A 24,279-nucleotide genomic window follows, 5' to 3' on the forward strand; every position below is an offset into this window, starting at 1 on the left:
TTCGGGCAATGGTGGAATATCAAGGAAGAGCTGATCAGGGCCAAGTACAGCGTAAGCAGATTGAGTGTAACTATCAGAGATAATATCACCCAACGACCTCAAGCGTCATTTGTTTTAGGTGTCGCATATCCGTACCGCAGCAACCACCAAACACCCGAATAGACGGGTTTTCCCGCACGACATCCGCAATTTCTTTGCCGAGCTGTACGGGGTCTCCTGCATCCAAGTCCTCGGCCTCATCAAGTTCTGCGTGTGAACAACTTGATGCATTGGCAACAACGCCTTTGAGTCTTGGGTGCGCGTTGAGCGCGTCAGCGAAGTGAGTGGGGTGTGCACAATTCACCATGTAGAACAGAGCCGCGCCGTCTGTTTCTGCCTCGATCTGGTTTACCGCATCAATGAGCTTTGTCCCATCAGCCAAACAGCCATCGGTTTCGACCACCAAAGACATAATGATCGGCAACCCAATGTCTCTTGCAGCCAGAACACAACCAGCGGCCTCGCTTGGGCGGTTGAACGTGTAGGCAGTCACCAGATCAACACTGGTTTCCTTTAGAACAGCAAGTTGCACACCGTGGTACTTACGCGCCTGTTCAACCGTCATGGACGGGATGTCAGCATAAGGGTCGTATCTTGGCCCAACGCAGGCGGAAACCAATACGTCGTTTCGACCGGCGTCTTTGCGCACCTCTTCCATCAGTGCGACGCCATCCCTGTTTACCTCACGAAGGCGTTCAGCATCGTAACCCAAAGGAGCAGCACGGTCGGCATTTGCCATCCAGGTTGGTGCGTCAAGTATGCAGCCTACATCCATTTCGCCAGCCAATTGAACGAGCGCACGCATTTGCCCGGCAAGAACTGCCCGGGTGTCAGGCTTCTCCAGCAAAGGAAACGAGGCAAATCCCGGGAGCTCGATACCGTGGTTAAAGATGAGGTCCGTACCTGTACCTGCATAAACAAGGAAGTTCTTGTCACTCTCGTGTGGGAGTTTCCGCGCCATTTTGCACCCCTCATACACCGTTGTTGCGCCGCATGCACAGTAACAGCGATCAGTTCTTCTGCAAAACCGGGGCGTTATGCTTTTCCATTCGGACGCTTCGCCCATCCGCAGGATTATCTACGCCCATTTAGGCGGGGATCGCCGGAGTATCTGATCAAGCGTGGCTATACCGTTCTGACCCACAGCCTGTTCTCCTGAACTCGGAACAGCAAGCTGAAGCTAACACAATGAGCGGACCGTTTTTTCTTTTTGAGTGGAGGAGAGGACAAGAGTGATAATGTTGAAGGTGGATGCACATGCGGGTTGGTGCGGTATTCTGGGGTTCACTCTGACGCTGCGATGTTTCGGTGCCACTGCCGAGATTGCCAACGTCTCACCAGCTCGGGGCATTCAGAGAGAGTGCCACTTGTGGCCAAGTCACTCTCAATTGGTGACGCACTCAAGACATTTGAAATGACAGGAGGATCAGGGCGGTCGCCTTTAGCGTGTTCTGCCAAAACTGTGGTTCACCGCTGACCCGCAGAAGCGAACAGATGAGTGGCTGCATCTACGTCCATGCGGCATCAATGGACGATCCCTCCACGTATATTCCGGTGACATCGATTCACCACGAAGCAGCTCAGCCATGGGACGAAGCAGTGACTACAACCGAGGGAGCAGGCACATGATAACCTCTCATTTCTTTGTTTGCTTCCGACTGAACGCGCATTGCCAAATCCGCTCGTATTGCATCGCGTCGTTCTTTCGGCTGACGCCTGAGAAGCGATGCTGCACGCACTGCACCCCCGTCAAAAACATCAAAAAGCATCTGAGGATCTGAAACGCACAATTCACTTGCAACATCGATTAGCCGCACATTGCCAAAACCGGCACCTTCGACCATTGGGTTGGCAATTTTTCTATCCACGAGCATGTGTGCATCCGGCCCTGCGGGCAGAGAAATAGAAGAATCGGCCAGGCGCTCAACCGCGTCAAACAGCCAGCCAAACGCGCCATCTGACCCTTTGCCCTGCCATATCGAGAATGCAATCCTACCCCCCGGTTTCAGAACTCGGGCCACTTCCCTGAGGCCGCGTGCTGGGTCAGGAAAATGTGGGACGCCGAACCCTATTGTGACTGCATCAAAGACATCATCTGGAAAACTCATTGCCATCGCGTCACCCTGAACGAACCGCGCGGTTGGAACCGCTGATTGGGCAAGTTCAATCATCGGTCCAGAGAAATCCAAGCCGGTCACATCTGAGCCCCGGGCGACAAGCTCTGCTGCCACGACACCGTGTCCGGTGCACAGGTCAAGTACTTTGCAATTTGGCCCCGCAGCGACTTCGTCCGCAAGCTTTCTGGCAACCAGACGTGTCGCCGTTTCAAAGCCGGCGGCATACCCTTTGGCTATGGACGGATCCGCCCATCCGTGGCGTTCCATCTTCTCAAAGTCCGCTGTATCAGCCACTTCACCCCCCAAAGCCCCAAAATGTGACAAGAATACACTCAAGCGAAGTTCGGACCAGATTTGTTTTACTCAGCCCTGTCAGGTTCGACCCAGGTATTCGCCATGCTATCAACGAAGGCCTGATCTGCACCAAGGAACGAGACTTGAAAGCGGTTGTGATCGATATTGGATCCATCCAATGTCGGTTATAAACTTGCAGATTCTGGAGTGACCCGATGGACATAGCCCGCTTCTCCGAACGCCTTATGGGTATGAAAGACGAGGTTTGGTTGCGGCATACAAACCCTTGGTCAGTCTGGACCCGCGTACTGACACCGTTGCCCCTTATCGCGTTGGCGATCTGGAGTCGGGCGTGGATTGGCGGTTGGGTGTGGGTTGCCGTCGGGTTGGTTTTGGCCTGGGTCTGGATCAACCCGCGTGCGTTCTCACAACCCAGGACCTTCGAAAGCTGGTCGGCACAAGGTGTACTGGGCGAGCGTGTCTGGCTGCGGCATCGAGACAAGGTTGCAGCTCATCATTTACAAGTAGCAAAAGCACTCGCCTATGTCAGCGGGTTGGGTCTTCTGCCGTTTGCGTACGGTCTTTGGGTGTTCGACTTGGGCTTTACATGCCTCGGTATAGCTGTGATCTCAGGGGGCAAGATGTGGTTTGTTGACCGAATGGCGTGGATCTGGAGCGACTTTCTGCTTGATGGTGGGTCGTTGGAAGACCTAGTGGCTGGGACCTAGCTGAGCAATCTGGCTGGTTCAAAGTCCCCTGCGGAAGCGTTAGCTTTCCGGCGCAATCGGGACCAGAGACAATCGTTTCTTGCGGAAGGCAAACGCTGGCATATCGACAAATCTGCGAAACACTTTTCGGAAACACTGAGAATTCTCACCGGTTGCCGCCCAAAGAAACTCGCAATCTGTTTTCATTCGCGAAAGCCCAAGTGAGCAATTGAAAACCGTTTTGCGAGACTCGCAAATGAACCCCTATCCTTTGTTTCACACCCGAAAGGTTAGGCGTAAAAAGATAATTCTATAATATTTTTGAGACATTTGTGGAGTGATCTCAGCCCCAATTCTTATGATCGACGCTTGACAAAAAACGGAGCGGTCTCTTCAGTTTGGTCAGCGAAGATCAAATGGTTTACAGCACTGGCGATTGAAGCAGCGGATTTAGCGAGAATTGCGGCGTAGCGAAGAAGACAGTGTTCCAATAACGCGATGTTCCGTTTGATGGAGGTATCGGGATCGCTGAGGGCATTCTCGTCTCTGTTTGTACGGAGTGCGATGCTAATTTTGCAATTCCAGAGCAATCGTCTGGTGACCTGCAATACGAGAGAGATGCTGCGCAAGTCCGATATCATCTACGATGAATAGAAACGTTGTCCCGGATGCCACCCAACGGGTCAGGGAGTTGGCCGTCTAATTCGGGTTAAGCCGGGCGTCCCCCACAAAGGCAACGATATCGGTTTCCAACAGGAAATCCGTTTACAGCATGCGGATGGTGTGAATGCCCTTTGAGTTGTGCCGCTGCACGCCCTTTCAATTCAAAGCTTTTCAAAGCTTCATGAACCCTTCTGCACTTGCCGCGCTCGCCTGGGTGCAATCAACGCCTGCAATATGTCTTCCAGCCGTGCTTTGATCTTGCCATCGCCAAGGTCGCCGCGTTGATAAACCGGGCGCAGGCGGTGAAGACACCTCACGTGTCCTGCCCGAGATGACGCAAAAAAGGGCGGGTCAGGAGACCCGCCCTTGTTACCCATCAAACGGGTGCCGCGGTTCAGGCCGCCGCGTAGTGGTTGAACACTTCTGTGGTGCCATCCTTGCGGATCAGGAAGACCGAATAGGCCTCCCGTTCACTCTCCGGTCCCATGCCGGGTGAGCCAAAGGGCATACCGGGAACGGACAGCCCCACCGCATCGGGGCGCTCGGCCAGAAGACGCCGGATATCGGTTGGCGGCACATGGCCTTCGATGACGTAGCCCTCGACCAGTCCGGTGTGGCAGGAGGCCATCTCCTCCGGAACACCTTTGCTGGCTTTATACCGCGACAATGTCTCCCAGGAGGCGTTCTGCACCTCTATCTCGAATCCGTCGCGTTGCATGATGTCGATCCAGGCGCCGCAGCACCCGCAGTTCGGGTCCTTGAGGACCTCTAGCCGCAGTTTGGCGGTTGCCAGAGCCGGCGAGGCCAGAGCGATGCCGGAGGCACCGAGGCCAGCCAGGAAGAGGCGGCGATCGAGTGTCGGGTTGGTCATGTCATTTCCTTTCCGTTTTCGCGCTCGCGGTACGACGACGCGTTTTGTAATCGAGGCCGCAGGCAAGTGTCATGATTTGTGTCAAGCGGGCGGTCATAAGCCGCCCTGCATCTGTTCGCTTTCGGAGCGCACCGCCTGCATGTCGCGGATGCGCTCGGGCCAGGTGGATTTGATATAGGCCAGGATGTCCCAGATCTGCTGGTCGCTCAGGCTGTCTCCGAACCCCGGCATGCCGCTGGCAAAGCCGGGCACGCCACGGGCTTTGAGCGCCACTTCCCCACCCTGTTTGGTGTAGTCAAACAGCAGCGCATCCCCGTGGTGCCATGTATGGCCGGTCTCGTCATGCGGCGGCGCAGGCATTGTCCCATCCTCATTTGGGGCACGCCAGTTGGGCTGCCCTTCCAGATCGGCACCATGGCAGGACGCACAGAACTCGGCATAAAGCACCGCACCTTCCTCAACATCGGTCGTTTTCGGTTGCACTGGCGGTCCCGCCTCCGTGCCTGATGGCGCGAGCCAGGCGACCGCAGCACCGATGACGACCATCCCGGCCAAAGCAAATGCAAGGATTATTCCGGTTTTCATTGCCTCATCCCCCTTCATGTTCGTCCATCAGATAGGTCGCGATGGCTGTCCGGTCGGCCTCGGTCAGGAAACTTGTGCCGTAAAGCACGACCTCGCCCATGGACCCGCCAAAGGCATCCCCTTCGGGTGTAATGCCCGTACGCAGGGCATAGGCAAGGCTGGCCACATCCCATCCCTTGTCAGCCAATGTCAGGTGATCGATGGCTGGTGCTTTCTCACCACCTGGCAACGCATTGCTGCCCTTGAAGTGCTCCGTTTCCGACTTGCGCGCGCCAACGATGTTGCGCGCCGTATGGCAGGCCGCGCAATGGCTGGCCCCTTCGACCAGCTCGCGGCCCCGGTTCCATGTCTCCACCTTGCCCGTTATCGGCTCTGTCCTTGGAGGCTCCAGAAAAGCGGCGCGCCAGAGTTTCAACCCCCAGCGCTGGTTGAACGGAAAGCTCATTTCGGGCGGGCGCGAGGGTTCGGCGACCGGTGGCACGCTTTGGAATGCCGCCCAGAGATCGGCAACCTCTTGATCCGAGAAGTTGGCATAGAAAGGATAGGGAAAGGCCGGGTAATAGGCGTGCCCTTCGGGAGAGACCCCTTCGCGGACAGCGCGGGTGAACTGTGCCTGGCTCCAACTACCGATCCCGTGGTCAGGATCGGTGGTCAGGTTCGGCGAAAACAGCGTCCCAAACGGTGTATCCAACGCCATGCCACCCGCCAGTGGCGCTCCGCCTTTCGCATAATCGGTGTGACACGCGATGCAGCCAGAGGCGCGGGCCAGATAGGCACCGCGGTCGGCATCCCCCTCCACGGTGATGAGCGCGAGAGGCTGGCCGATCGGCCAGACCATCAGGCCGGCAAGGCTGACCGCGGCGATAACAGCGCCCGTCAGCCCCAGACGAAAGAACTTGCGCATCGTCCCGGCCTATTTCTCGACCCGAAAGCGGGTATGGCAGGCCGTGCAGACCTGTCCCATCATGGTGAAAACCCCGTCGGCCGGCATCTGTGACAGGTCCATCATATCGGAGCCTGCACCAGTGCCCATCATGCCACCCGCCATCATGCTGCCGCCCATCATATCACCTGCAGCAGACGTTTCACCGGCCATCATCAACCCGTTTTCGGAAGCGTCCGCCAATCCATCCGCCATCACGCGCAGCTGATCAGCTAGGGCCGAAAACGCGTCCCAGTCCTGCCAGATCTCTGGCTTCGCTTCGGATGGCGCATCAAGGCTGGCTTCGGGGAACAATCTGGTCATCGCCTCGCCCGCATGGCGACTGATATCCCCAGACCGTGCGCGCACAACGGATGCATCGTAATCGACCTGCCCCCGCATCATCGGCGTTAGCATTTTCATCGCCTCTTTCATCACCCCCATGCCATCCATGCGTTCTTTGACAACGCCGGTAGCTCCGCCATGCGCAAACACCGATTGGCTTGACACAGCCAGAACGGACGCAATCAACGCGCGCAGCAACAGTTTTTCAGTTTTCATCGGATTTCCCTGTCTGAGTTATCTCATCACGCCAAAGGGCGTGCGCAGATACGGATCAGATCAGGGCTTTGGGTGGGGGCGGATCAAAATTCGAAACAACCGGGATGCCCTTGGTCGCGCGCGGCAGCCCATACTGTTCGCTGCATCCCAATAGATTCGCGTAAAGATTTGACAGTTGGACGATCGCAGGGCCGCTGCAGAACGCCCCACCGTGACAATGGCCTTGATTGTCCTTTCCAGCATGTTCAGCGTGCGTTTGAACCTCTAGAGAAACCACGGAAGGCTCATGTTTTCCATGGGCCTCAGCGACGCCACTGGACATAAGCAGGGCGGCGACGAACACGCCAACCGCGACGAGCATCAGCCCGATCCATCTGCGCCTGTCCAAAAGCACCGCTCAACTCATCCCGTTGTCTAGTTTCAATTCTCTTACCAAGGCGATGATGTTCTCAACGTCCGCGCGGGTCAAGTCTTCGACCAGCGATAACTCGCCGAACCGCCAATGACGCGCGTTCACTCGCTTCTATCCCCTTGCGTTGATCCCGAGACCGCTGAAAAGGTAGGGCAACGGCACGGAAAACCGACCGTCCTTCGAATAGAAACTGGCAGTATGCATCGGGACGGTTATGCGTTCTATCGAGCGGACAATGCGGTTTGGTTGACGGATTTCGTCCCTGTGCAATACCTCGGTTTGTAATCCGCTCATAAAGTTGCAAAGCGGACGAGCACCTGAACCTAGCGGGCTTATTGAATGAAATTGGCGATGGAAGGCACCGGTCGTGAGCAAACCATCTTTGAAACAGTGGTTCGGACGTTTAGGTCCAGCCAGGGAAACCGACCGGATGCCATCGGGCTTGCCCATTAGTTTGCGCTGCTCGAAATTCGCGCCCAAGTGATGGTAGTTTCGGCGTGAATCCGTCAACTTTGAAGAATTATCGCTCATTTAGAAGTGTATTTTGATTGATATAATTCAAGCTTCATCTGAATAAGGCAACACATCTGGTAGGTCGTGGTAGATCCCCTTCAACTCAGTTCGACGAGGCTCGCCATTTCTGCCGGTCGACGCAATTGCAAAGTCGCAGGCATACCGAACTCACGCAATGCAACGGGTGTGTGGGGTTGTAGCGCATGCACTTATGATCACCATTAATTTAGGTTGAACAAAACACAGTCCGAAGGAGCCCCCTATTTGCACATAACTTTGCGCGGTTTGCCCGAAAGTTTGCACACGTACCATTTCGGTGTCGGTCTAAATCCTTCCGAAAACTTCCTTGAGTTCTGTGACTTGTTCTGCATCCAGTATCCGGGTTGGCATACCCCGCAGCGCCACGAGCAACTTGGCCGTTTCTTCTAACTCTTCTGCTGCACAGACCGCTGAGAAAAGGTCTTTTCCTGATACGACGGGTCCGTGGTTGGCCAGCAGAACCGCACTATATTTGCCACCCAGTTTGCGGATCAAATCACCGGATTGCGGGTCACCGGGCTTTATGTACGGAACCAGTTTGACCGTGCCGACGCGCATGACCACGTATGGTGTCAGTGGTGGAATACAGTCATTGGGATCGGTGTCTTCCAGACACGACAGAGCAGTGGCCCAGGTCGAATGTAGATGCACCACGGCGCCAGCCTCTGGTCTTGTCTCATAGAAGGCCTGGTGCAGAAAGACTTCCTTGGTTGGCTTGTCCCCAGAGACGTGGTTGCCATTAGGATCAATCTTGGCAATACGCTCAGGGTCGATATCTCCTAAAGTCGAATTGGTGGGTGTCATAAGGATTCCGTCGTGCAGACGTACGGATACATTGCCCGCAGTGCCGACAGAAAAGCCACGCGCAAACAGCGAGGCGCACAGTTCCGACATCTGCTGTCGCAGCGCCAATTCTTCAGAAATCACTTGCCTGCCTCCATCAATCTGAGGGCTTTCGCGAAAAAGTCCGCAGCGCCAAAGTTTCCAGACTTTAGTGCCATCGCAATGGGTTGAGTTTTTCCAACGCTCAGGACTGGCACCCCCGGATCAATCTCCGGTCCAATCGACATGGCAGGGAAACCCACTGTCTCAGACACGGCCTGGGATACTGCGCCGGAAGTCTCCCCTCCGGCCACGACAAGGCGCTTGTACCCCGTTTGGACAAGCTGCCGTGCTGTATCAGCAAAGAGATTGTCCAGCTTTTTCGCCACGGCTTCCTGACCGAAGTGGTTTTGGATCGCACGTACATCTTCCGGGCTTCCTGATGAATATGCGAGAGGCGCCCGGCCCGAATGCGTTTCAAAAAATTCCAGCAGCGTTTGCATGGTCACTTCCCCGGACATTACACCCGAAACATCAATGGCCAACGTCGGATGAGACGTCGCGTGAGTTTCGATCTGCCTGCGGGTCGCACCTGAACAAGACCCAGCAAGGATCGCTGCGGGTCCAATAATACCAGTGAATGCGCAACCGGCTCTTTTGGACGAAGCCTTTCCGAGAAAATTTCTGGGTAGCCCCAGCGCAATCCCCGACCCGCCAGTAACGAGCTTGGCGTCATACAGAGCCTCACCCCAAGCCAGCAAATCCTCATCCGAAATCGCATCACCGATCACAAATCGTTCGTCGGCCTTCTGCAAAGCAGCCGCAATCGCCTCTGGTCCTTGCTTCACGATATTAACTGGCACCAACCCAACCGCTTCGTCGGTCTGATGCTTTAACCAGCGCCTGATGTTCGCATCGGTCATTGGAGTAAGAGGGTGATTTTCCATCCCAGACTCGTGCAACAGCTTGCCAAGCACAAAAAGATGACCCTGATAGACGGTGCGCCCGGTTGTCGGAAAGGCCGGGCAGAAAACCACCTTTTGCGCACCCAGTTCGTCGGCCAACGCTTTCGCAACTGGGCCGATGTTTCCCTCCATCGTGGAATCGAAGGTCGAGCAATACTTGAAGATGAACTGCTGGCATCCTTGATCCGCGAGCCACCGCAAAGCGCTCAGACTGTCTGCAATGGCTTCCTCAACCGATGCAGTGCGGCTCTTGAGTGAGATCACACCCGCTTCGATCTCCTCATCGGCCGGGGTAGTAGGAATACCCGGAAATTGAGCCGTTCGTAATCCACCCTCCGGTTCCACGCCCCTCGCCAAGGTGTTCGCAATATCACTCGCACCAGTAAAGTCGTCTGCAATGACACCTATTTTCATATTTCGATCTCCCTCAAGGGCCCTGGATCCAAGCGGTGGATATGAGGCGCGGCACCGACCGGGAAAATCTCACGCACAAGTGGATCATGGCCGGGCACGATCAGGCGAGGAGCCGAGGCCAACCTCTCGAGTGTCTTGAAGCCATCCATCATGTCCTGCAAATCGACAACGATGGGAAAGGCTTTGCGCGCCATGAAATTCTCATAGTAATGCGAGGCGTCCGAGGCGAGAACCATCCACCCGGCTGCCGTTCTTACGCGAACGCATTGCAACCCGCGCGAATGCCCGCCGATGCAATGCACGGTCACCCCATCTGCAATCTCGGCCTCTCCATCGTAGAACACGACCTTACCTGAATAGAGGCGTTTTACGACCTCGCAAATATGGCCCGCGGTGAAAGGCGCGCGCAGGTGGTCGTGGCACATGCAGGGGCCGGTAGCGAAGGCCATTTCCGCCGATTGCATGTGCAACTTCGCGTTTGGGAACATATGCAGCCCGCCCGCGTGGTCATAGTGAAGATGGGTCACGATGATGTCTGTCACCGCTTCCGGTGTGATGTCCAAAGGGCGCAGAGCCTCGCGCGGGTCCATCGCAATGGGGCGACCACGGGCGGCAGCCTCTTCGGTGTCGTAACCGGTATCGACCAGAATAACATCGTTACCGTGCTTGAGTACCCAAATGAAATAGTCCATCGCATGAGGCGCGTCGTGGTCGTCATCCAAGATGAAGCTGTCGCTCCGGGTTCGAGCGTTGCGATCCGCGTATTTTATGGCGTGGATTTCCCAATCGTTCATCTGATGACCTCGGAAAACTGGTGAATTACCTTGGCGGCGATCATATCAGCCACAGCCGCATCGAAGGACTTGAAATGCGGGCTTTCGAGGTGAGCTTCGAAGGCGGTAATGTCATCATAAACTTCATAGAGAAAAACGGACTCATTATCTTTGCCGAGGCACACGTCGAACTGCTGGCATCCGGGTTCATCAAGCAAAGAGGTTGAAGCGTTTTCGATCATCAGCGGCAAAAAGGTGTCCCGCGTTCCGGGCTTGAGAGTGAAGGTGACAGTAACCACAAACATCAGACAGAAAGTCCTTTCAGGCGTGAGAATGCGCGCTTCGCAACGGGCAGTTGGCTGAGGATCAGACCGATGTTGAGCACCAGCAGAATGGCCGCACCGGGGCGTGAAAAGAAAACCGAAAGATCCCCATCCGACAGGAACAATGACCGGCGGAAGGTTTCATCAAACAGACTTCCCAATATAACCCCAATAACCAGCGGAGCGATTGGGTACTTCATGAGGTTCATGAAATAGGCAACGGCGCCAACGCCAAGCATCAGGTAAAGATCGTTGATGCCACCACCGACGCTGAAAGACCCGATTGTTGTCAGGACCATCACGACCGGCAGGAATATGGTCTGCGGGATGGCGAGTATTTTGATAAAGACCCGAGCGGTGAAAAGCCCCATCAGGAACATCGTCAGGGATGCCAGCACTAGGATTGCAACCACGCGCAGAATGATTTCTGGGTCTATCGTCGGGCCCGGGATCACATTGTTGATTTTGAAAGCCCCCATCAAAGCGGCGGCAGGCGGCGAACCGGGAATGCCCAACACCAAAAGCGGGATCAGCGCGCCTCCAATGCAAGCGTTATTTGCGGTCTCTGAGCAAAGCAGACCTTCCAATGACCCTTTTCCAAACTTGTCGCCGTCGGCAGATACGGTCTTCCCGACACCGTAGCTGACCCAACCAGCGACATCTTCGCCGACGCCCGGAAGCGCCCCTACCCCGGTCCCGATCACCCCAGACCGGCCAATGGTCGGTAGATAGCGTCGAATAGAGCGAAGGTTCGGAAGAATACGGCCATTCAATGCCAGAACTTTCCCGGCCTCAACGTGCCTCAAACCATCGATGATTTGGGGGATGGCAAAGGCCCCCATCAAAACTGGCACGACCTGAAATCCGCTCATCAGGTAAGACCAGCCGAAGGTATAGCGCGGCTCAGACAACAGAGGGTCGAGCCCCACCATGGACATCGCAAGCCCGATCAGACCGGCGATCCATCCCTTAATCACCAGGTCTTCGCTCATCAAAGTGCCAGAAAGCAGAATGCCGAAAAGGGCAAGCAGCGCTTTCTCCGGGCTTGCGATGTTCTTTGAAACCAAAAGCAGCGCCCAGACAAAAATCAAAAGCGTGATGGTCCCGATAACTGTGCCAATGAAACTGGCCGTTGTGGTCAGCCCAAGTGCTTCGCCCCCTCGACCCGCTTTGGCCAACGGGTAGCCATCCATGGCCGTTGCCGCGCTGGCTGCCGTACCCGGAATGTTCAGCAGGATTGACGGGTAAGAGCCACCGTAAATCGCGCCCACATAGGCCCCGAGCAAGGCGATGAGCGAATAGTCCAGCGGGATCTTGTTGCCGAAAAACCCCGTCAGGATCGTCACCGCCAGCGTTGCCGTAAGGCCGGGCAATGCGCCGAACGTGATGCCCAGGAATACGGATGCAATCAAATACAGATAGGTCAGCGGGTCCACTGCCAGATCAACGAACGCCGTCCCAAACCCAGCCAGTTGCGAAAGGATAAAGTCCATCCGGTCAATCTTTCCATAGCGGACGAAGCGTCACGTAGTAGTGGTATTCGATTTGTTTGAATATCAGCCCGCCACGCGAGGGAACGTTTTGCCGGAAGACAAACGCCATCGCGCAAACAAGGATGAGCGGGGCCAACACCGCGACTAGTGGCACGAACCGCAAAACGCGTTCGGAAGCCGCTTTGGTCAGCACCAAGAGTGTCAACGCGACCCAAACGGCCAATGTAAACCAATCATCAGCGTGTGCATTCCAATCCGCCTGAGCAGGAAACACGGCGAACGCAAACAAACCGGCAACGACAACTGCGATACTGGCCTCCAAAGCACGCCGCGCGTAACCTCCGTAGTAGCCGTAAGTCAAAGCTGTAATCAGCAACCCGGAACACAAAATGAAGTCCACCCTGGGAACCAGCCCGACGACATATGCAAGAAGGATCAGGCCTATTGTTGAAGCCCGATAGGCTTCCGACTTGTCCCATCCGATCCCCAAAGCAGTGAGCGCGTTTTGGGCCCCACCAGAGCGGATCGAAATAGCCAGCAAAACGAAGGACAGGACAAGCAGTCCACCGAAGATGAACAACGGTACAATTGCAGCCGAGTTGTACCAGTCCGACCCGCTTACACCTGCGCGGTTTTCACCCCAAAGGGGGATGTCCGACGTCTTCCAAAGGAAAAAGACGGACACCGCTATTAGAACAACCGAAGCCCAGAAATCGCGTGTCCGCATGACCAGAGTTTCGTCAGGTTTGTCCATTGCCTGCCTCCTATGGGAAAGGGCGCGATCAAGCGCGCCCTTTCAAAACTGATCGGATTAGGGCTTCTCGATACCCAGCGAGGCCGGATCGACGGTCGCGGCGCCCAGATCTTGCAAGGTATAGGCAAAGGTAGCCTCAAGGTTCGCAAACAACTCCTGAGCTTCTTCGCCGTGTTGACCACCGACATCGTAATTGTTGGCCGCAGCCCATTCAGCGACAGTGTCAGATGCTATCGCCTGTTCGAACGCTTCGCCGAGGGCTGCCTTCACATCATCTCCGGCCGAACTGTGAACGGCAAATCCGATGGCCTGTTTGAGCGGCAGGTACTGGTCGAGTCCGTCATAAATGCCAAAGGCAGATGGTACTGTAGCTCCGGCAATCTGCGCAACTTCGGGTGTCAACATCGCAAGAGGCTTCAACTGACCGCCTTCGATCAATGGGGCTTGTTCAGCCAAAGAGGTCACAACCAACGCGACCTCGCCTGCTATCGCCGCTTCCTGCCCTGGCGCTGAGCCCTTGTATGGAACAAACTTGAATTCTGCGCCGGACCCCTTCTCGATGGCGAGAAGGTTCAAGTGGTGGATCGAACCCGCGCCGGAAGCCGCAGCTGGAATAGTGCCAGGGGCAGCCTTGGCGGCGTCGACCAGTTCTTCCAGCGTGTTATAGGGGCTGTCGGCAGGAACCGAAATCAAGTCAGGTGATCCGCCAACAATAAACGGGTACCAAAAGTCGAATTTCTTATCCCAACCACCCTGTACCGCAGCGGTAACGTTCGACTCCGACAAACCAACCAATGTGTAGCCATCGTCCGGTTGGTTCATCACGTAAACCATTCCATTGGAGCCCGCGACTCCACCTGTTTGATTGATTACGTTGATCGAGACCGGAAGGTGTTTTTCCATCTCGGCCATGATCATCCGGTTGATCGTGTCCGTGCCACCACCGGCCCCCCAAACCACAGCTGTGGTGATATCCCGATAGGGGTAATCCTGTGCAGCAGCAGCCCCTGCAATCCCGGTTGCCATCACAGCTGCGGCCGCCAACCGCCCTAGCTTCAGTTTCATTTCCAGTCCTCCCAAAACAACTTCGCGTTTATTATTGCATTTATTTGCGTATACATTACACAATGCATTGTCAACGGAGTGTAACGAAAACAGCTATCGCGCTATGAATGCGTAACGGGAAGGAAGCGGGCTAAAATGAAAAAGAACTACAATGTGGCAGTGTTTCACGGGGACGGAATCGGCCCTGAAATCATGGCCCCTACGCTTGAAATTCTGCGCCAGCTTTCAGGCAACAATCCCAGCTACGAGCTAGCGTTTACGGACGCGCCAGCAGGCGCCTCTCACTACGCAGAAACCGGAGAATCGTTTCCAGCGGGATCACTTGAAACGGCACGTAAGGCTGACGCGATACTGCTTTCGGCAATGGGTTTACCGGATGTGCGCTACCCTGACGGAACCGAAATTTCACCACAGATCGACCTGCGAAAGCGGCTTGGCCTATTTGCTGGCGTACGCCCGGTAAAAGTAAGCAAGGGGCAATCGACTCCTTTGTCGCTCCCCAACGGAAAAGAGATCGACTTCGTCTTGATCCGCGAAAGCACAGAAGGGCTGTTCTTCACTCAAGGCGCAGGGGAAGTCACCGAGCACGAAGCACGTGAGACTCTGCTTATCACTCGTGAGGTGTCCGAAAAGCTGTTCCGCTTCGCATTTGAACTCGCCCGAAACCGCAAGGCAACCGGCCGTGGCCAGGGACGGGTCACCTGTGTCGACAAGGCCAATGTATTCAGAGCATTTGCATTCTTCAGATCGATGTTTGACGCTGAGGCCAGCCGCCACCACGATTTGCAGGCAGATCATGCCTATGTGGACGCTACCGCTCTATGGATGGTGCAAAAGCCCTGGGAGTTTGATGTCTTGGTGACCGAGAACATGTTCGGAGACATCCTCTCCGACCTTGGCGCAGGTCTCATGGGCGGTCTTGGGTTGGCTCCTTCAGCGGATATAGGATTGAACCACGCTGTGTTCCAACCCTGCCACGGCTCCGCTCCGGACATTGCTGGACAAGGTATTGCCAACCCCTTTGCTATGATCCTGTCCGCGGCAATGATGCTTGAGTGGTTAGGTTTGACCCATGATCACCCAGAACTGTCCTGCGACGGTGCACGATTGCGCGAAGCCGTGGAAAGAGTGACGACAAACGGCCACAACCTGACGCGGGACTTAGGTGGCACCGCGGGAACGCAGGCCGCAGCCTCATCAGTAATGGAAGCATTGCAGGCATGAATACTCAACAAGCCATCAGGGTCGCGTGTGTGGGTGCAGGTTATTTCAGCAAGTTCCACTACGACAGCTGGTCTCGAATGCCCGGCGCTGTCCCGGTTGCATCCTGTAACCGGGACATCAAAAAGGCGAAAGAAACAGGGCTGGCCGCTTATGATGATCTGTCAATAATGCTGGAGGCGGAAAAACCGGATCTCGTGGACATCATCCTTCCACCTGTAGCGCAGGCCGAGGCCATCCGAACGGCACTGCGCTCTGGAATAAAATGGTTGATCTGCCAAAAGCCATTCTGCTTGTCTTTGGATGAAGCTGAAAAGATCGCCTCCGAGGCTGAAGCGATAGGTACAACTATCGTTGTGCACGAGAATTTTCGCTTTCAGCCCTGGTATCGCTCAATCAAAGAGGCGATGACCGAGGGTCGAATTGGAACGCCCCTCCAAGCTACTTTCCGACTTCGGCCCGGCGACGGACAGGGGCCACGCGCCTATCTTGACCGGCAGCCGTACTTTCAGGAAATGCCGCGGTTCCTTGTTCATGAAACAGCGGTTCACTGGATAGACACGTTCCGATTTTTGTTCGATGCGCCCAGCGCGGTTTACGCAGACTTGCGCCAAGTTAATCCCGTTATCGCGGGCGAGGATGCAGGTTACATATTGTTTGACCATCCCAACGGTCTGAGGGCTCTGTTTGATGGAAACAGGTGCCTGGACCACAGTGCCGAAAACCTGCGTCAAACCATGGGCGAAGCTCTCATCGAAGGAACGGAAGGATCACTGGTTCTTAACGGCGACGGTTCAGTAGAACTCCGCGCTTTTGGAAAACAGGATCGACAACAAATTCTACCTCCGAGCGATCATGATGGATTTGGCGGAGATTGCGTCCACGCCTTGCAAAGTCACGTTGTTTCAGGCCTTCTACGGGGCACGCCGCTGGAAAACACGGCCCGAGATTATTTGGACGTGATCCGCATCGAAGAGAAAATCTATCATTCGGCTGCGGAGGGACGAAAGGTAAAGCTGGAGACACCGTGAAGGATCAGGACACCAAAACTCTTTCCAATACACAGCGCGCTGCAAGGGACTTGCGGCGGATGATTCTGTCCGGCGAACTTGCAGCCGGGACTGACCATCTGGAGTCGGAACTCGCCGAAACTCTGGGTATGTCCCGCACCCCGATACGGGAAGCTGCGCTGATGTTGGAGAGTAAAGGGTTGCTGGAAATGCGGCCCCGCAAAGGCGTGCGAATACTGCCTGTTTCATCGGACGATATGCGCGAAATTTACGACATATTGACGGAACTCGAGAGTCTCGCAGCACAGCGCGCCGCCGAAGCTGGTTATTCAGAAGATGAATTGGCGGTACTTGCTGGGTCAATCGCAAAAATGGATCACGCCATCGAAACCGAAGACCTGGAAGCCTGGGCGGAGGCCGATGAGTTGTTTCATCAGGAGCTCGTTCGCTTGGGCGGCAACAAACGGGTCGAAGCGATTGTCGCCATGATGAGCGACCAGGTGCGGCGCGCGCGCGCAACGACGTTGTTCATCAGACCCCTACCCGTCAAATCCAATGAAGATCACCGCGTCGTTTTCCAAGCGATTAGTGAAGGTCGACCGGATATCGCCCGTGAACGTCATCGAGAGCACAGGCTGCAAGCCAAGGCCATGCTTTGCGGGATTCTCGAAAAGCATCGACTTAACAGTCTCTGACCCTCTCGTGTCCGATCTTCAACCGACTAGAATAACTGCTTGTTTTCGACCTTCTTGGCGTCCGGAATTTTCGTTGAAAACGCTCAAGCTTCAGCGATCATTGTACCCCAGCTGGAAAAGCCGCCATCTGTCTCACAGATGATCATCTCCATCCCGGTTACCGCATCGTTCCCAAAATAACACTCCGCAAACGCACCAGTGCCGATAAATGATAGAGTCAGGGCAACAAGGCCCAAAGCTGCAATCCTCTTCATGATACTCACTCCTCTAGATGAGCGTCATGTGGGAGTTGTTTTTGGCTGAAAGTACTTTGCTTTGATTAAGTTACGTTAATGGAAGGCTGACAGAAGAGTTGTCTCTTCAGAAAGCAGCACGCTCTGAACGTTCGCTCAGAAAATGCATTTTCAGAATCTAAAATGAAGAAACAGCGCCTCTGCGTTCAGGCATTGGCACATTTCGATCTCACACGGCGTCAAGCAGACCTATTTGAAGGTTGCAGCCCCTCGCTTGGTCGACCTTCAGTAAAAACCAATCTCGCTGACATCTACACGGGCTTCGTGATCGCGCCCGTAGGCTACAACTCCAACTGAGGTGATTTCGTCAGCAACGGGAATAGCGCGCAACATGGCACCTGAAGCCTTGAAGCCTGACAGAGGTAAATGGACTTCGGTCCATTCGTCAGACGTTGCGAACTCGGCCTGATAGTATTGCCACGGAAGCACCGTGCCACGCGTCCTGAGGTGAACAAAGTATTGTCCGCCGTTGCCCCGCACCAACAGCCTGACGCCCGATACACCTGCATCTGGCCGATCAGGCAACTTGCGTCGGAACTGGATGAAACCGCCGTTGTTTTCTGTACTGACGGTTCCGGTCAACCGCGCGAATGCAACATCACCTTCCGAACTAAACTGCACTTGCCCTGAAGAAACTCCTCCCATGACAGTGTCCGCAACGTAGTCCCAACGCGTCTCCGGAGATTTGGAGAAGTTCTCAGCAAGCTTTCCATCAGCCTGTGCCATTGTAGATCCGATAAAAACAACACCTGAAACAAGCCCAACGAAGTTTCCAAGCATATTGTTCTTTCTCAGTTCAGTATCGCAATAAAAAGGTTCAAGGCCGTGGCGAATGCGACCCACACAAAGTACGGCAGGAAGGTCAGTGCGGAAACCCGATCTGAATTCCTGACCCGAGCGATGAACACGACGATGACAATCAGCAACGCGACAATGACCACAAGGGCCAACCATGGCAGTTGCAGTACGAAAAAGGTTGGAGACCACAAAAAGTTCAGACCCATCTGCGCCCACCACAGCTTCATGGCGGTCGAGCTTCTGTCTGCTTCAAACTGGCGCCAACCCGCCATGGCGATCAACACATAAAGCACCGTCCAAACCGGGGCAAAAATCCAATTTGGTGGATTGAAAGCAGGTTTAGAAAGCTGCGCATACCAATCGCCAGGTGCGGTCAGTGTCCCGATCAGGACGCCACCTCCCAACATGAGCGCAAGAAATGCTATGCGGATCAACGAATTCGACATTGTGGGTCGGCTTTCAGCAGTCCTTGGTCGTCACGTTGACAAGCGCTTCGGAAGAGAAGGTCGCAATACCGGTTTCATCCGCATCGGTATATGACACCGTGGCGCCTTCGATCTCCGACCCTGTTACGGTGATTTCGCGTTGCCCGATGGTGTCATCTACATCGATGGTAAAGGCTAGTCTGTCCCCGGCCGCGAGGGAAGCGATCTCAAGCTCAATTGTATTTTGCCCGTCCACAACCGAAGGAAATTGACGCAGTGCATCAGCGCCCTCAACAAATTCAAGAGGTTGGAAGACCTTCACGCCCGCGCCTTTATCTGTGACGTCGAAAATCAAACGTCCGGCAGATTGCGAAAAGTCAATTTTTAGAGTCGAGGCTTCAACTTCACACGTTCCGACATTTGTCAGAACAAAACGGTCCTTGGGTGCGCCTTCTATGAAGCGAATTTGAACTCCGGCTTGAAGCGATGTGGCTGAGAAAACTCCAAGGGTCACCGCAAAAACGCAGGGTGGGAGCATGTTTATCTCCTTGCTGAGAGGTACTTGGTAGATACGCTTCGGCGGGTTTCTTGGATCAGACTTATGCTTTTTGACTATTGCAGTTCAGCAGACAGGCTCTTTCGAAGTTCCATGCTCCGTGTCTAGATCGATTAGGTCAAAACATACCATTGTCGTTCTCGCTCTTCGCGGGGACTTCCTGAAGAACGTCCCAATGTTCGACAATCTTACCTTGAGCGTCGAGGCGAAAGATATCGATCCCTGCGTACTCGAGACCATCTGGCCAGATCTGATGGCAATGCAGAACAACGTGGTCGTCTTCAGAAAACGCACGTTTGATGTCCACGCGCTTTCCCGGGTATTCGGCGGCCATGCGCTCGAAATATTCGACAAACGCTTGCTTGCCGTCGCCAACATGCGGATTGTGCTGCGTATAGGTTTCACCAACAAAGGTCGCTATGGCCTCGGCTGGTCGACACTCGTTGAACATCATTTCGTAGAAAGCGATGACGTTTTTCTTGTTTGTTTCGATGTCCGGCATACTGACCTCCAAATCGACGTTTGCACCGCCCAAAAGTTTTGGCCCGCGTAATTTTCGGAAGCAACCCGGCAAGGACCTCGATCACCAATCGGCAAGAAGTTACCAGCTTGGTTTTGCGTTCCGACTGTTTCGAGGGTTTGCCACTTACTCGATTTCTTCGAAGTCGATATGAATATGATTTCCATCAGGATCGGCCACATGGATTTGGACCATGCGGGCCCCCGGGACGTTAGTTTTGCGATACTGGATCTGACATGAGGTCAGTTTTTCCTCGAATGCGCCCAACCCCGTGGCTGAGAGCGCAAAATGCTCGAGCTTGAGCTGCACTTCGGAGCCGACATTAGGCGTTCCTTCCTGACCCACAAGGTGGACCACGGCGTGATCACCCGCATACAACCAAGCTCCGGGAAACGGAAAATCAGGGCGGGCCCCGAGTTTCAAACCCAGGACCTTTTCATACCAAGTAACCATGTCAGACAACTTAGTTGTCACGATGTTCACATGATCCAGCCGTTCGATTCTCATCTAGAAACCCTCAAGCACGAGCTTTCCTTTGGCTTGGCCGCTTTCGAGGATAGCATGCGCTTTCATTAAGTTTGTTGCATTGATCTTACCAAGTGTTTCGGTTGCAGTGGATCTTATCTTTCCAACATCTATTAACCCAGCAACCTGATTCAGGATTTCGCTTTGACGGTTTATATCTCCAGTCCCAAAAAGCGAGCGAGTGTACATGAACTCCCAATGCACGGAGATCGACTTGGGTTTGAACGGCGCGATGTCAAATTTCTCTGGATCGTCGATCAACCCAAAACGACCTTGGGGTGTCATCACCTCTCCAGCCTGAGAGGCATAAAGCTGGGAATGGTTCGTTGAATAGATGAAATCCACGTTTTCGACACCAAGAGCCCCAAGCTGTGTGCCAAATGGTTCCGCATGGTTGATGACATGGTGTGCGCCCAACTCTCGAACCCACTCTTGTGTCTCGGTACGGGATGCGGTGGCAATCACCGTCAAGTCAGTGAGAGCCCGCGCCAATTGAATGGTGATTGACCCGACACCACCTGCGCCACCTATGACCAGCAGCGTATTGGACCCGCCGGGAACGGCATTTTGGACTCGCAAGCGGTCGAACAGCATCTCGTACGCAGTAAGCGTCGTGAGCGGCATCGCCGCAGCCGCTGTCGCAGTTATGGATTTTGGCGCGGCTCCGACGATACGCTCATCCACCAGATGAAACTCAGCATTGGTTCCCGATCGGTTGATCGCCCCGGCGTACCAAACAGTATCGCCCGGACTGAAAGTCTTAACCAATTCGCCAACGGCCTCGACGACCCCTACGGCGTCCCACCCCAAAATTTCAGGTGACGGGCCTTCAGGAGCACGTTTTTGCCGAATTTTCGTATCGACCGGGTTCACTGACACGGCCTGCACCTTCACCAACAAGTCGTGCCCCTTCGGTGTAGGTTTATCGGTCTCGAAATCGATTAACGCGTCCGCCCGATCAATCGATCCTGTCTGTCGGTATCCCACGGCTTTCATAACGTGCTCCTTTGTCCGGTTTTTTAATCAACCGATGATGGTCATCTCATTCAATGTGAATTCTGCAACTGCGCCCTCTGTTGCTTCCAGGTACGCAGTCAGATGCTGAGCACCCATGTGGGTCTGCCAAAGCTCTCGGCTTTCCCAGTTTTCGTAGAACACGAAATGAGCCGGGTTGTCGTTGTCCTGATGCAGGTCATAGTTGATGCAACCCTCTTCGGCGCGGGTTGTGTCGATGAGCTTGATAAGCTCAGCCTTTACAAGGTCAATTTTGTCGGGGTTGGCTTTGATGTTGGCGACGATTGTTAGCTTGGACATTGGAGTAGATCCCTTGTGTTCTTGAACGATGCGCAAGATTTACGCCGCAGTGTTTTCGGGATAAACAGGGCAGGATCGAACATATAATCCGGAAATTCCGCTTAATGCTCCTGGACAATCTTCGCTTGTTTCTGACCATAGCCGAGAAAGGCAGCCTTGTGGCCGCGGCGCGAGAGACTGGGATGTCGAGCACGACAGTATCCGAGCGGCTCGCGGCTCTGGAAGCACATTACGGTGTGGTTTTGTTCAACCGCACCACCCGTTCCATTAGCCTGACCGAAGAAGGCCGGGTACTAGCCGATGGCGCAAAAAGCGTACTTAGCGAATTTGCGGACCTGGACACACTTGTTCGGCACGGCGCCGAAACTCTATCTGGTCCAATTCGCATAAGCGCGCCTATCGACTTGGGACGGAGCTTTGTTTCCGAAGTTATTGCCGAATTCACCGAAGATAACCCTGCCGTCTCAATCGAGTTGTCCCTCTCAGACGGCTACGTCGACCTTGTTGGCCAGGGTTTTGACCTCGCCGTTCGCTTCGGCAACATCACAGACAGCTCGCTCAGATTGCGAAACCTAGGAAGCTACCAACGGTTCGTATGTGCATCCCCGGGTTACCTGGCCTCATTCGGAACGCCCGAAAAACCAGAAGACCTATTAAACCACAACTGCTTGGTCATGAGGTTTGGAGACATGATCGACAATGTTTGGGAGTTTGGATCAGGACCAAGTGCCAAGCGCGTATCGGTAAAGGGAAATCGAATAGTCAATGATGGTTCACTAATCCGCGATTGGGCGATTGCAGGTCATGGGGTCGTCTTGAAGTCGGAACTTGACGTCGGCGGCGATGTTCGATCTGGCAGACTTGTTTCTGTCTTGCGCGAGTTCCTCCCACCGCCGAAACCTTTGCAAATGATGCTTCCACCCAGCCGGGCCCAACCTCGGCGCGTAACAGCCTTGACTGAGTATTTGCGTCGCAAATTTAATGCGAGTTGAGACAGAGAGCGTTTGTGCAAAGACTATTTCTTCAAAAGGCACGCTCTGGTTCGCAGACTTGCAGGGTGAAGCCCGCTTGAAGTTAAAAAGACAAGCGCAGCGAGATTGGGATAACTTCCTGGCTTTGAGATTGCGGGAGTTGCGTAAAGGCGGCAGGCCTATGGTCTCAACACTGGGTGCCATCCCGGATGCGAGCGAGGTCAATGGCATTTGCAGTTCTGGCCGACATACCTATTCTTCAAAAAAGAAGCCAAGCGCGCTGCCGCGTTTGATGTCAATTGCACCGGTTAGCACTAGGCTTCAAGCCCCTAAGCTAGGCAGTTGTAACACAAGCTGTTGGCGTGTCTGCGTGTCTTCAGCCTCAGAGGCCCAACCGACCTCCAAAGGCAGATATTTCAGCGATCAACAAATTCGCTAGACCTCAGAAATTGCGCTCGCAGTCCGAAGCTGACATTCCCAACTGAGCTTGGCAATACCAGCCCGTGAACAAAGCAGCCGTACACCCATTGCTAGGGTGTAAGTTGGGTGAGATAGGCGATTATGGCGATCCGAGCTGATCGATCAGGTTGACTGCCACGAGTCATGTCGGTTCCGGGAACGATGTTGAATGGATCGGCCAGAAAAACGTTCAATTCATCGGGTGTCCAGTATCCAGTCTGGGTCTGCATCTCATCAGAATAAGGAAAGCCCTCGACTGATGCTTTGGCCCTCCCGACAACGCCGACAAGGTTGGGGCCAGGATGCTGACCCGCGCCAACTTCACCAGGCGTCATGCCATGACATCCGCCGCACTCGAAAGCCAACAGACGGCCTTCCTCAAGATCGGCCGCTTCAATTTCGCCCGGTTTCAGAGTGTCTACCGCTACTGGGCCTGCGCCCATCTCCCTCAAAAACGTGACCATCTCGGTTCGACCCTTCGTCCCCGCAAACTGAATTGGAGGCCAGCCAAAACGATCCTGCGCGTTAATGTCGGCGCCGTTTTCTAACAACATGCGGGCGGCTTCGATTGACCCGCGCTCGGCCGCCTGGTGGAGCGCCATAGACTTATATTCACCTCCGCGAAGGTTTGGATCAGCACCGGCTGCTAACAGTGCCGCGACAATTTCGGTGTGGTTATTGCGGGCGGCGACCCCCAACGCAGTGCCCATATCCGTCTCAGAATCTGGTTCAGCGCCCACAGACAAAAGGTGGTTAACTACCTCCGCTTGCCCACGCTGGGACGCAAAGTAAAGAGGCTTCACTAACGTTTCCGGGTCTTGTTGCGAACCTTCGGGAAGAGCTTCTTTCAGGGCTGGCATGTCGCCTGAGATAGCGAAGGAAACCAAATCCTGAGCCGAAGCTGCGCCGGGTAAGAATGCAACCAAAAAAAGCAAGTGAAATCGCCAGAACAATCGCAATTGCATCGTCGCCTCCTCCCTTAAGAGACTCTGATTGCAGAAGTGTAACACGTAGAGCGTACTGCGCCAAAACTAGGGTGAGCCAGCAGACAACGCGGGCCTTGAGCAACGGTATACAACTCTGTTGGCGATTAATTGCAATCGGACGAATGTAATTTACGGGCTCAGTGTTGCCGTTCTCAACAGTGATCATAATTGGCT

General features: G+C 54.6%; 31 protein-coding genes. 8 read left to right on the forward strand and 23 right to left on the reverse strand.

Translation table 11 applies throughout. The features are described from left to right. Positions 1 to 85: 85 nt before the first annotated feature. The gene (locus ACR0IM_RS19810; RefSeq protein ID WP_480682965.1) at positions 86 to 1,000 is read right to left on the reverse strand and encodes a homocysteine S-methyltransferase family protein; all 915 of its coding nucleotides are present in this window, start codon (positions 998 to 1,000) and stop codon (positions 86 to 88) included. A gap of 249 nt (positions 1,001 to 1,249) precedes the next feature. Between ACR0IM_RS19810 and ACR0IM_RS19815 the strand changes: the two genes are divergently transcribed. Together ACR0IM_RS19815 and ACR0IM_RS19820 are read left to right on the forward strand one after the other, a co-directional pair. Beyond that, entirely contained in the window at positions 1,250 to 1,516 is a 267-nt protein-coding gene (locus ACR0IM_RS19815; RefSeq protein ID WP_480682966.1) for a GFA family protein, read from the forward strand. Next, the gene (locus tag ACR0IM_RS19820; protein WP_480682967.1) at positions 1,486 to 1,668 is read left to right on the forward strand and encodes a GFA family protein; all 183 of its coding nucleotides are present in this window, start codon (positions 1,486 to 1,488) and stop codon (positions 1,666 to 1,668) included. Before ACR0IM_RS19815 ends, ACR0IM_RS19820 begins: the two co-directional genes overlap by 31 nt. On the opposite strand, the gene ACR0IM_RS19825 is transcribed toward ACR0IM_RS19820, so the two are convergent. Continuing rightward, positions 1,620 to 2,450, reverse strand: coding sequence for a class I SAM-dependent methyltransferase (locus tag ACR0IM_RS19825; protein ID WP_480682968.1), 831 nt, complete (start codon positions 2,448 to 2,450; stop codon positions 1,620 to 1,622). The genes ACR0IM_RS19820 and ACR0IM_RS19825 overlap by 49 nt on opposite strands. 215 nt (positions 2,451 to 2,665) lie before the next feature. Here ACR0IM_RS19825 and ACR0IM_RS19830 point away from each other — a divergent pair, with 215 nt between their 5' ends. After that, entirely contained in the window at positions 2,666 to 3,178 is a 513-nt protein-coding gene (locus ACR0IM_RS19830; RefSeq protein WP_480682969.1) for a DUF6653 family protein, read from the forward strand. 1,036 nt (positions 3,179 to 4,214) lie between these two features. Here the strand turns inward: ACR0IM_RS19830 and ACR0IM_RS19835 are convergent. From ACR0IM_RS19835 to ACR0IM_RS19855, 5 genes are all read right to left on the reverse strand, one after another. Then, positions 4,215 to 4,691 carry a DUF411 domain-containing protein gene (locus ACR0IM_RS19835; RefSeq protein ID WP_480682970.1) on the reverse strand — a complete coding sequence of 159 codons (477 nt, stop codon included), beginning with the start codon at positions 4,689 to 4,691 and terminating at the stop codon, positions 4,215 to 4,217. 93 nt (positions 4,692 to 4,784) lie between these two features. After that, positions 4,785 to 5,276, reverse strand: coding sequence for a c-type cytochrome (locus ACR0IM_RS19840; RefSeq protein WP_480682971.1), 492 nt, complete (start codon positions 5,274 to 5,276; stop codon positions 4,785 to 4,787). Between the two features lie 4 nt (positions 5,277 to 5,280). Beyond that, positions 5,281 to 6,180: a c-type cytochrome gene (locus ACR0IM_RS19845; protein WP_480682973.1), complete on the reverse strand. Its 900-nt coding sequence runs from the start codon at positions 6,178 to 6,180 to the stop codon at positions 5,281 to 5,283. A 9-nt stretch (positions 6,181 to 6,189) separates the two neighbouring features. Then, the gene (locus ACR0IM_RS19850) at positions 6,190 to 6,759 is read right to left on the reverse strand and encodes a c-type cytochrome (protein ID WP_480682974.1); all 570 of its coding nucleotides are present in this window, start codon (positions 6,757 to 6,759) and stop codon (positions 6,190 to 6,192) included. Between the two features lie 55 nt (positions 6,760 to 6,814). Continuing rightward, a complete protein-coding gene (locus ACR0IM_RS19855; protein WP_480682975.1) occupies positions 6,815 to 7,120 on the reverse strand; it encodes a hypothetical protein in 306 nt (101 codons plus the stop codon). Between the two features lie 141 nt (positions 7,121 to 7,261). Here ACR0IM_RS19855 and ACR0IM_RS19860 point away from each other — a divergent pair, with 141 nt between their 5' ends. Then, positions 7,262 to 7,456, forward strand: a complete 195-nt coding sequence (locus ACR0IM_RS19860) for an RNA 2'-phosphotransferase (protein WP_480682976.1) — start codon at positions 7,262 to 7,264, stop codon at positions 7,454 to 7,456. 552 nt (positions 7,457 to 8,008) lie between these two features. On the opposite strand, the gene otnC is transcribed toward ACR0IM_RS19860, so the two are convergent. From otnC to ACR0IM_RS19895, 7 genes are read right to left on the reverse strand one after another with little or no spacing between them, the layout of a single operon-like run. Further along, on the reverse strand, positions 8,009 to 8,650 hold the full coding sequence (otnC, locus tag ACR0IM_RS19865; RefSeq protein WP_480641999.1) for a 3-oxo-tetronate 4-phosphate decarboxylase: 642 nt from the start codon (positions 8,648 to 8,650) through the stop codon (positions 8,009 to 8,011). After that, positions 8,647 to 9,924: a 3-oxo-tetronate kinase gene (gene otnK / locus ACR0IM_RS19870; RefSeq protein WP_480682977.1), complete on the reverse strand. Its 1,278-nt coding sequence runs from the start codon at positions 9,922 to 9,924 to the stop codon at positions 8,647 to 8,649. Before otnK ends, otnC begins: the two co-directional genes overlap by 4 nt. Next, on the reverse strand, positions 9,921 to 10,718 hold the full coding sequence (locus ACR0IM_RS19875) for an N-acyl homoserine lactonase family protein (RefSeq protein WP_480682978.1): 798 nt from the start codon (positions 10,716 to 10,718) through the stop codon (positions 9,921 to 9,923). Before ACR0IM_RS19875 ends, otnK begins: the two co-directional genes overlap by 4 nt. After that, positions 10,715 to 11,002, reverse strand: a complete 288-nt coding sequence (locus ACR0IM_RS19880) for a putative quinol monooxygenase (RefSeq protein WP_480682979.1) — start codon at positions 11,000 to 11,002, stop codon at positions 10,715 to 10,717. Before ACR0IM_RS19880 ends, ACR0IM_RS19875 begins: the two co-directional genes overlap by 4 nt. Next, entirely contained in the window at positions 11,002 to 12,513 is a 1,512-nt protein-coding gene (locus ACR0IM_RS19885) for a tripartite tricarboxylate transporter permease (protein WP_480641995.1), read from the reverse strand. Before ACR0IM_RS19885 ends, ACR0IM_RS19880 begins: the two co-directional genes overlap by 1 nt. A 4-nt stretch (positions 12,514 to 12,517) precedes the next feature. Next, positions 12,518 to 13,267, reverse strand: a complete 750-nt coding sequence (locus ACR0IM_RS19890; protein ID WP_480682980.1) for a hypothetical protein — start codon at positions 13,265 to 13,267, stop codon at positions 12,518 to 12,520. Positions 13,268 to 13,324: 57 nt separating this feature from the next. Further along, the gene (locus tag ACR0IM_RS19895) at positions 13,325 to 14,332 is read right to left on the reverse strand and encodes a Bug family tripartite tricarboxylate transporter substrate binding protein (RefSeq protein ID WP_480682981.1); all 1,008 of its coding nucleotides are present in this window, start codon (positions 14,330 to 14,332) and stop codon (positions 13,325 to 13,327) included. 135 nt (positions 14,333 to 14,467) lie between these two features. Between ACR0IM_RS19895 and ACR0IM_RS19900 the strand changes: the two genes are divergently transcribed. From ACR0IM_RS19900 to ACR0IM_RS19910, 3 genes are read left to right on the forward strand one after another with little or no spacing between them, the layout of a single operon-like run. Then, entirely contained in the window at positions 14,468 to 15,556 is a 1,089-nt protein-coding gene (locus ACR0IM_RS19900; RefSeq protein ID WP_480682983.1) for an isocitrate/isopropylmalate dehydrogenase family protein, read from the forward strand. Next, positions 15,553 to 16,584, forward strand: a complete 1,032-nt coding sequence (locus ACR0IM_RS19905; protein WP_480682984.1) for a Gfo/Idh/MocA family protein — start codon at positions 15,553 to 15,555, stop codon at positions 16,582 to 16,584. The genes ACR0IM_RS19900 and ACR0IM_RS19905 overlap by 4 nt, the downstream gene beginning before the upstream one ends. Continuing rightward, positions 16,581 to 17,258, forward strand: a complete 678-nt coding sequence (locus ACR0IM_RS19910; RefSeq protein WP_480682985.1) for a GntR family transcriptional regulator — start codon at positions 16,581 to 16,583, stop codon at positions 17,256 to 17,258. Before ACR0IM_RS19905 ends, ACR0IM_RS19910 begins: the two co-directional genes overlap by 4 nt. Before the next feature lie 83 nt (positions 17,259 to 17,341). Here ACR0IM_RS19910 and ACR0IM_RS19915 read toward each other — a convergent pair whose 3' ends face one another. The 8 genes from ACR0IM_RS19915 to ACR0IM_RS19950 all read right to left on the reverse strand — a co-directional run bounded on the left by ACR0IM_RS19915 (position 17,342) and on the right by ACR0IM_RS19950 (position 21,689). Then, entirely contained in the window at positions 17,342 to 17,512 is a 171-nt protein-coding gene (locus tag ACR0IM_RS19915; protein ID WP_480682986.1) for a hypothetical protein, read from the reverse strand. Between the two features lie 264 nt (positions 17,513 to 17,776). After that, positions 17,777 to 18,331 (reverse strand): CIA30 family protein, encoded by a 555-nt coding sequence (locus ACR0IM_RS19920; RefSeq protein ID WP_480594764.1) that lies wholly within the window; start codon positions 18,329 to 18,331, stop codon positions 17,777 to 17,779. A gap of 11 nt (positions 18,332 to 18,342) precedes the next feature. Then, the gene (locus ACR0IM_RS19925) at positions 18,343 to 18,795 is read right to left on the reverse strand and encodes a TspO/MBR family protein (protein ID WP_480682987.1); all 453 of its coding nucleotides are present in this window, start codon (positions 18,793 to 18,795) and stop codon (positions 18,343 to 18,345) included. Between the two features lie 13 nt (positions 18,796 to 18,808). Further along, positions 18,809 to 19,288, reverse strand: a complete 480-nt coding sequence (locus ACR0IM_RS19930; RefSeq protein ID WP_480682988.1) for an aggregation factor core — start codon at positions 19,286 to 19,288, stop codon at positions 18,809 to 18,811. A 160-nt stretch (positions 19,289 to 19,448) separates the two neighbouring features. Further along, a complete protein-coding gene (locus tag ACR0IM_RS19935; protein ID WP_480594767.1) occupies positions 19,449 to 19,832 on the reverse strand; it encodes a nuclear transport factor 2 family protein in 384 nt (127 codons plus the stop codon). 144 nt (positions 19,833 to 19,976) lie between these two features. Beyond that, on the reverse strand, positions 19,977 to 20,357 hold the full coding sequence (locus ACR0IM_RS19940) for a VOC family protein (RefSeq protein ID WP_480682989.1): 381 nt from the start codon (positions 20,355 to 20,357) through the stop codon (positions 19,977 to 19,979). After that, on the reverse strand, positions 20,358 to 21,371 hold the full coding sequence (locus ACR0IM_RS19945) for a zinc-binding alcohol dehydrogenase family protein (protein ID WP_480682990.1): 1,014 nt from the start codon (positions 21,369 to 21,371) through the stop codon (positions 20,358 to 20,360). Between the two features lie 27 nt (positions 21,372 to 21,398). After that, positions 21,399 to 21,689, reverse strand: a complete 291-nt coding sequence (locus ACR0IM_RS19950; protein WP_480682991.1) for a putative quinol monooxygenase — start codon at positions 21,687 to 21,689, stop codon at positions 21,399 to 21,401. 104 nt (positions 21,690 to 21,793) lie between these two features. On the opposite strand from ACR0IM_RS19950, the gene ACR0IM_RS19955 reads away from it, so the two are divergent. After that, positions 21,794 to 22,681 (forward strand): LysR family transcriptional regulator, encoded by an 888-nt coding sequence (locus tag ACR0IM_RS19955; RefSeq protein WP_480682993.1) that lies wholly within the window; start codon positions 21,794 to 21,796, stop codon positions 22,679 to 22,681. 509 nt (positions 22,682 to 23,190) lie between these two features. Here the strand turns inward: ACR0IM_RS19955 and ACR0IM_RS19960 are convergent. Next, a complete protein-coding gene (locus ACR0IM_RS19960; RefSeq protein WP_480682994.1) occupies positions 23,191 to 24,084 on the reverse strand; it encodes an ankyrin repeat domain-containing protein in 894 nt (297 codons plus the stop codon). Between the last annotated feature and the right edge of the window lie 195 nt (positions 24,085 to 24,279).

It is taken from the genome of Ruegeria sp. BF6 (assembly GCF_056538665.1).

Coding starts and splice junctions, on each gene's coding strand:
- ACR0IM_RS19810 (WP_480682965.1), bottom strand. CDS start 1,000: ATGGCGCGGAAACTCCCACACGAGAGTGACAAGAACTTCCTTGTTTAT.
- ACR0IM_RS19830 (WP_480682969.1), top strand. CDS start 2,666: ATGGACATAGCCCGCTTCTCCGAACGCCTTATGGGTATGAAAGACGAG.
- ACR0IM_RS19835 (WP_480682970.1), bottom strand. CDS start 4,691: ATGACCAACCCGACACTCGATCGCCGCCTCTTCCTGGCTGGCCTCGGT.
- ACR0IM_RS19840 (WP_480682971.1), bottom strand. CDS start 5,276: ATGAAAACCGGAATAATCCTTGCATTTGCTTTGGCCGGGATGGTCGTC.
- ACR0IM_RS19845 (WP_480682973.1), bottom strand. CDS start 6,180: ATGCGCAAGTTCTTTCGTCTGGGGCTGACGGGCGCTGTTATCGCCGCG.
- ACR0IM_RS19850 (WP_480682974.1), bottom strand. CDS start 6,759: ATGAAAACTGAAAAACTGTTGCTGCGCGCGTTGATTGCGTCCGTTCTG.
- ACR0IM_RS19855 (WP_480682975.1), bottom strand. CDS start 7,120: ATGCTCGTCGCGGTTGGCGTGTTCGTCGCCGCCCTGCTTATGTCCAGT.
- ACR0IM_RS19860 (WP_480682976.1), top strand. CDS start 7,262: ATGACGCGCGTTCACTCGCTTCTATCCCCTTGCGTTGATCCCGAGACC.
- otnK (WP_480682977.1), bottom strand. CDS start 9,924: ATGAAAATAGGTGTCATTGCAGACGACTTTACTGGTGCGAGTGATATT.
- ACR0IM_RS19875 (WP_480682978.1), bottom strand. CDS start 10,718: ATGAACGATTGGGAAATCCACGCCATAAAATACGCGGATCGCAACGCT.
- ACR0IM_RS19880 (WP_480682979.1), bottom strand. CDS start 11,002: ATGTTTGTGGTTACTGTCACCTTCACTCTCAAGCCCGGAACGCGGGAC.
- ACR0IM_RS19885 (WP_480641995.1), bottom strand. CDS start 12,513: ATGGACTTTATCCTTTCGCAACTGGCTGGGTTTGGGACGGCGTTCGTT.
- ACR0IM_RS19890 (WP_480682980.1), bottom strand. CDS start 13,267: ATGGACAAACCTGACGAAACTCTGGTCATGCGGACACGCGATTTCTGG.
- ACR0IM_RS19895 (WP_480682981.1), bottom strand. CDS start 14,332: ATGAAACTGAAGCTAGGGCGGTTGGCGGCCGCAGCTGTGATGGCAACC.
- ACR0IM_RS19900 (WP_480682983.1), top strand. CDS start 14,468: ATGAAAAAGAACTACAATGTGGCAGTGTTTCACGGGGACGGAATCGGC.
- ACR0IM_RS19905 (WP_480682984.1), top strand. CDS start 15,553: ATGAATACTCAACAAGCCATCAGGGTCGCGTGTGTGGGTGCAGGTTAT.
- ACR0IM_RS19915 (WP_480682986.1), bottom strand. CDS start 17,512: ATGAAGAGGATTGCAGCTTTGGGCCTTGTTGCCCTGACTCTATCATTT.
- ACR0IM_RS19920 (WP_480594764.1), bottom strand. CDS start 18,331: ATGCTTGGAAACTTCGTTGGGCTTGTTTCAGGTGTTGTTTTTATCGGA.
- ACR0IM_RS19925 (WP_480682987.1), bottom strand. CDS start 18,795: ATGTCGAATTCGTTGATCCGCATAGCATTTCTTGCGCTCATGTTGGGA.
- ACR0IM_RS19935 (WP_480594767.1), bottom strand. CDS start 19,832: ATGCCGGACATCGAAACAAACAAGAAAAACGTCATCGCTTTCTACGAA.
- ACR0IM_RS19940 (WP_480682989.1), bottom strand. CDS start 20,357: ATGAGAATCGAACGGCTGGATCATGTGAACATCGTGACAACTAAGTTG.
- ACR0IM_RS19945 (WP_480682990.1), bottom strand. CDS start 21,371: ATGAAAGCCGTGGGATACCGACAGACAGGATCGATTGATCGGGCGGAC.
- ACR0IM_RS19950 (WP_480682991.1), bottom strand. CDS start 21,689: ATGTCCAAGCTAACAATCGTCGCCAACATCAAAGCCAACCCCGACAAA.
- ACR0IM_RS19955 (WP_480682993.1), top strand. CDS start 21,794: ATGCTCCTGGACAATCTTCGCTTGTTTCTGACCATAGCCGAGAAAGGC.
- ACR0IM_RS19960 (WP_480682994.1), bottom strand. CDS start 24,084: ATGCAATTGCGATTGTTCTGGCGATTTCACTTGCTTTTTTTGGTTGCA.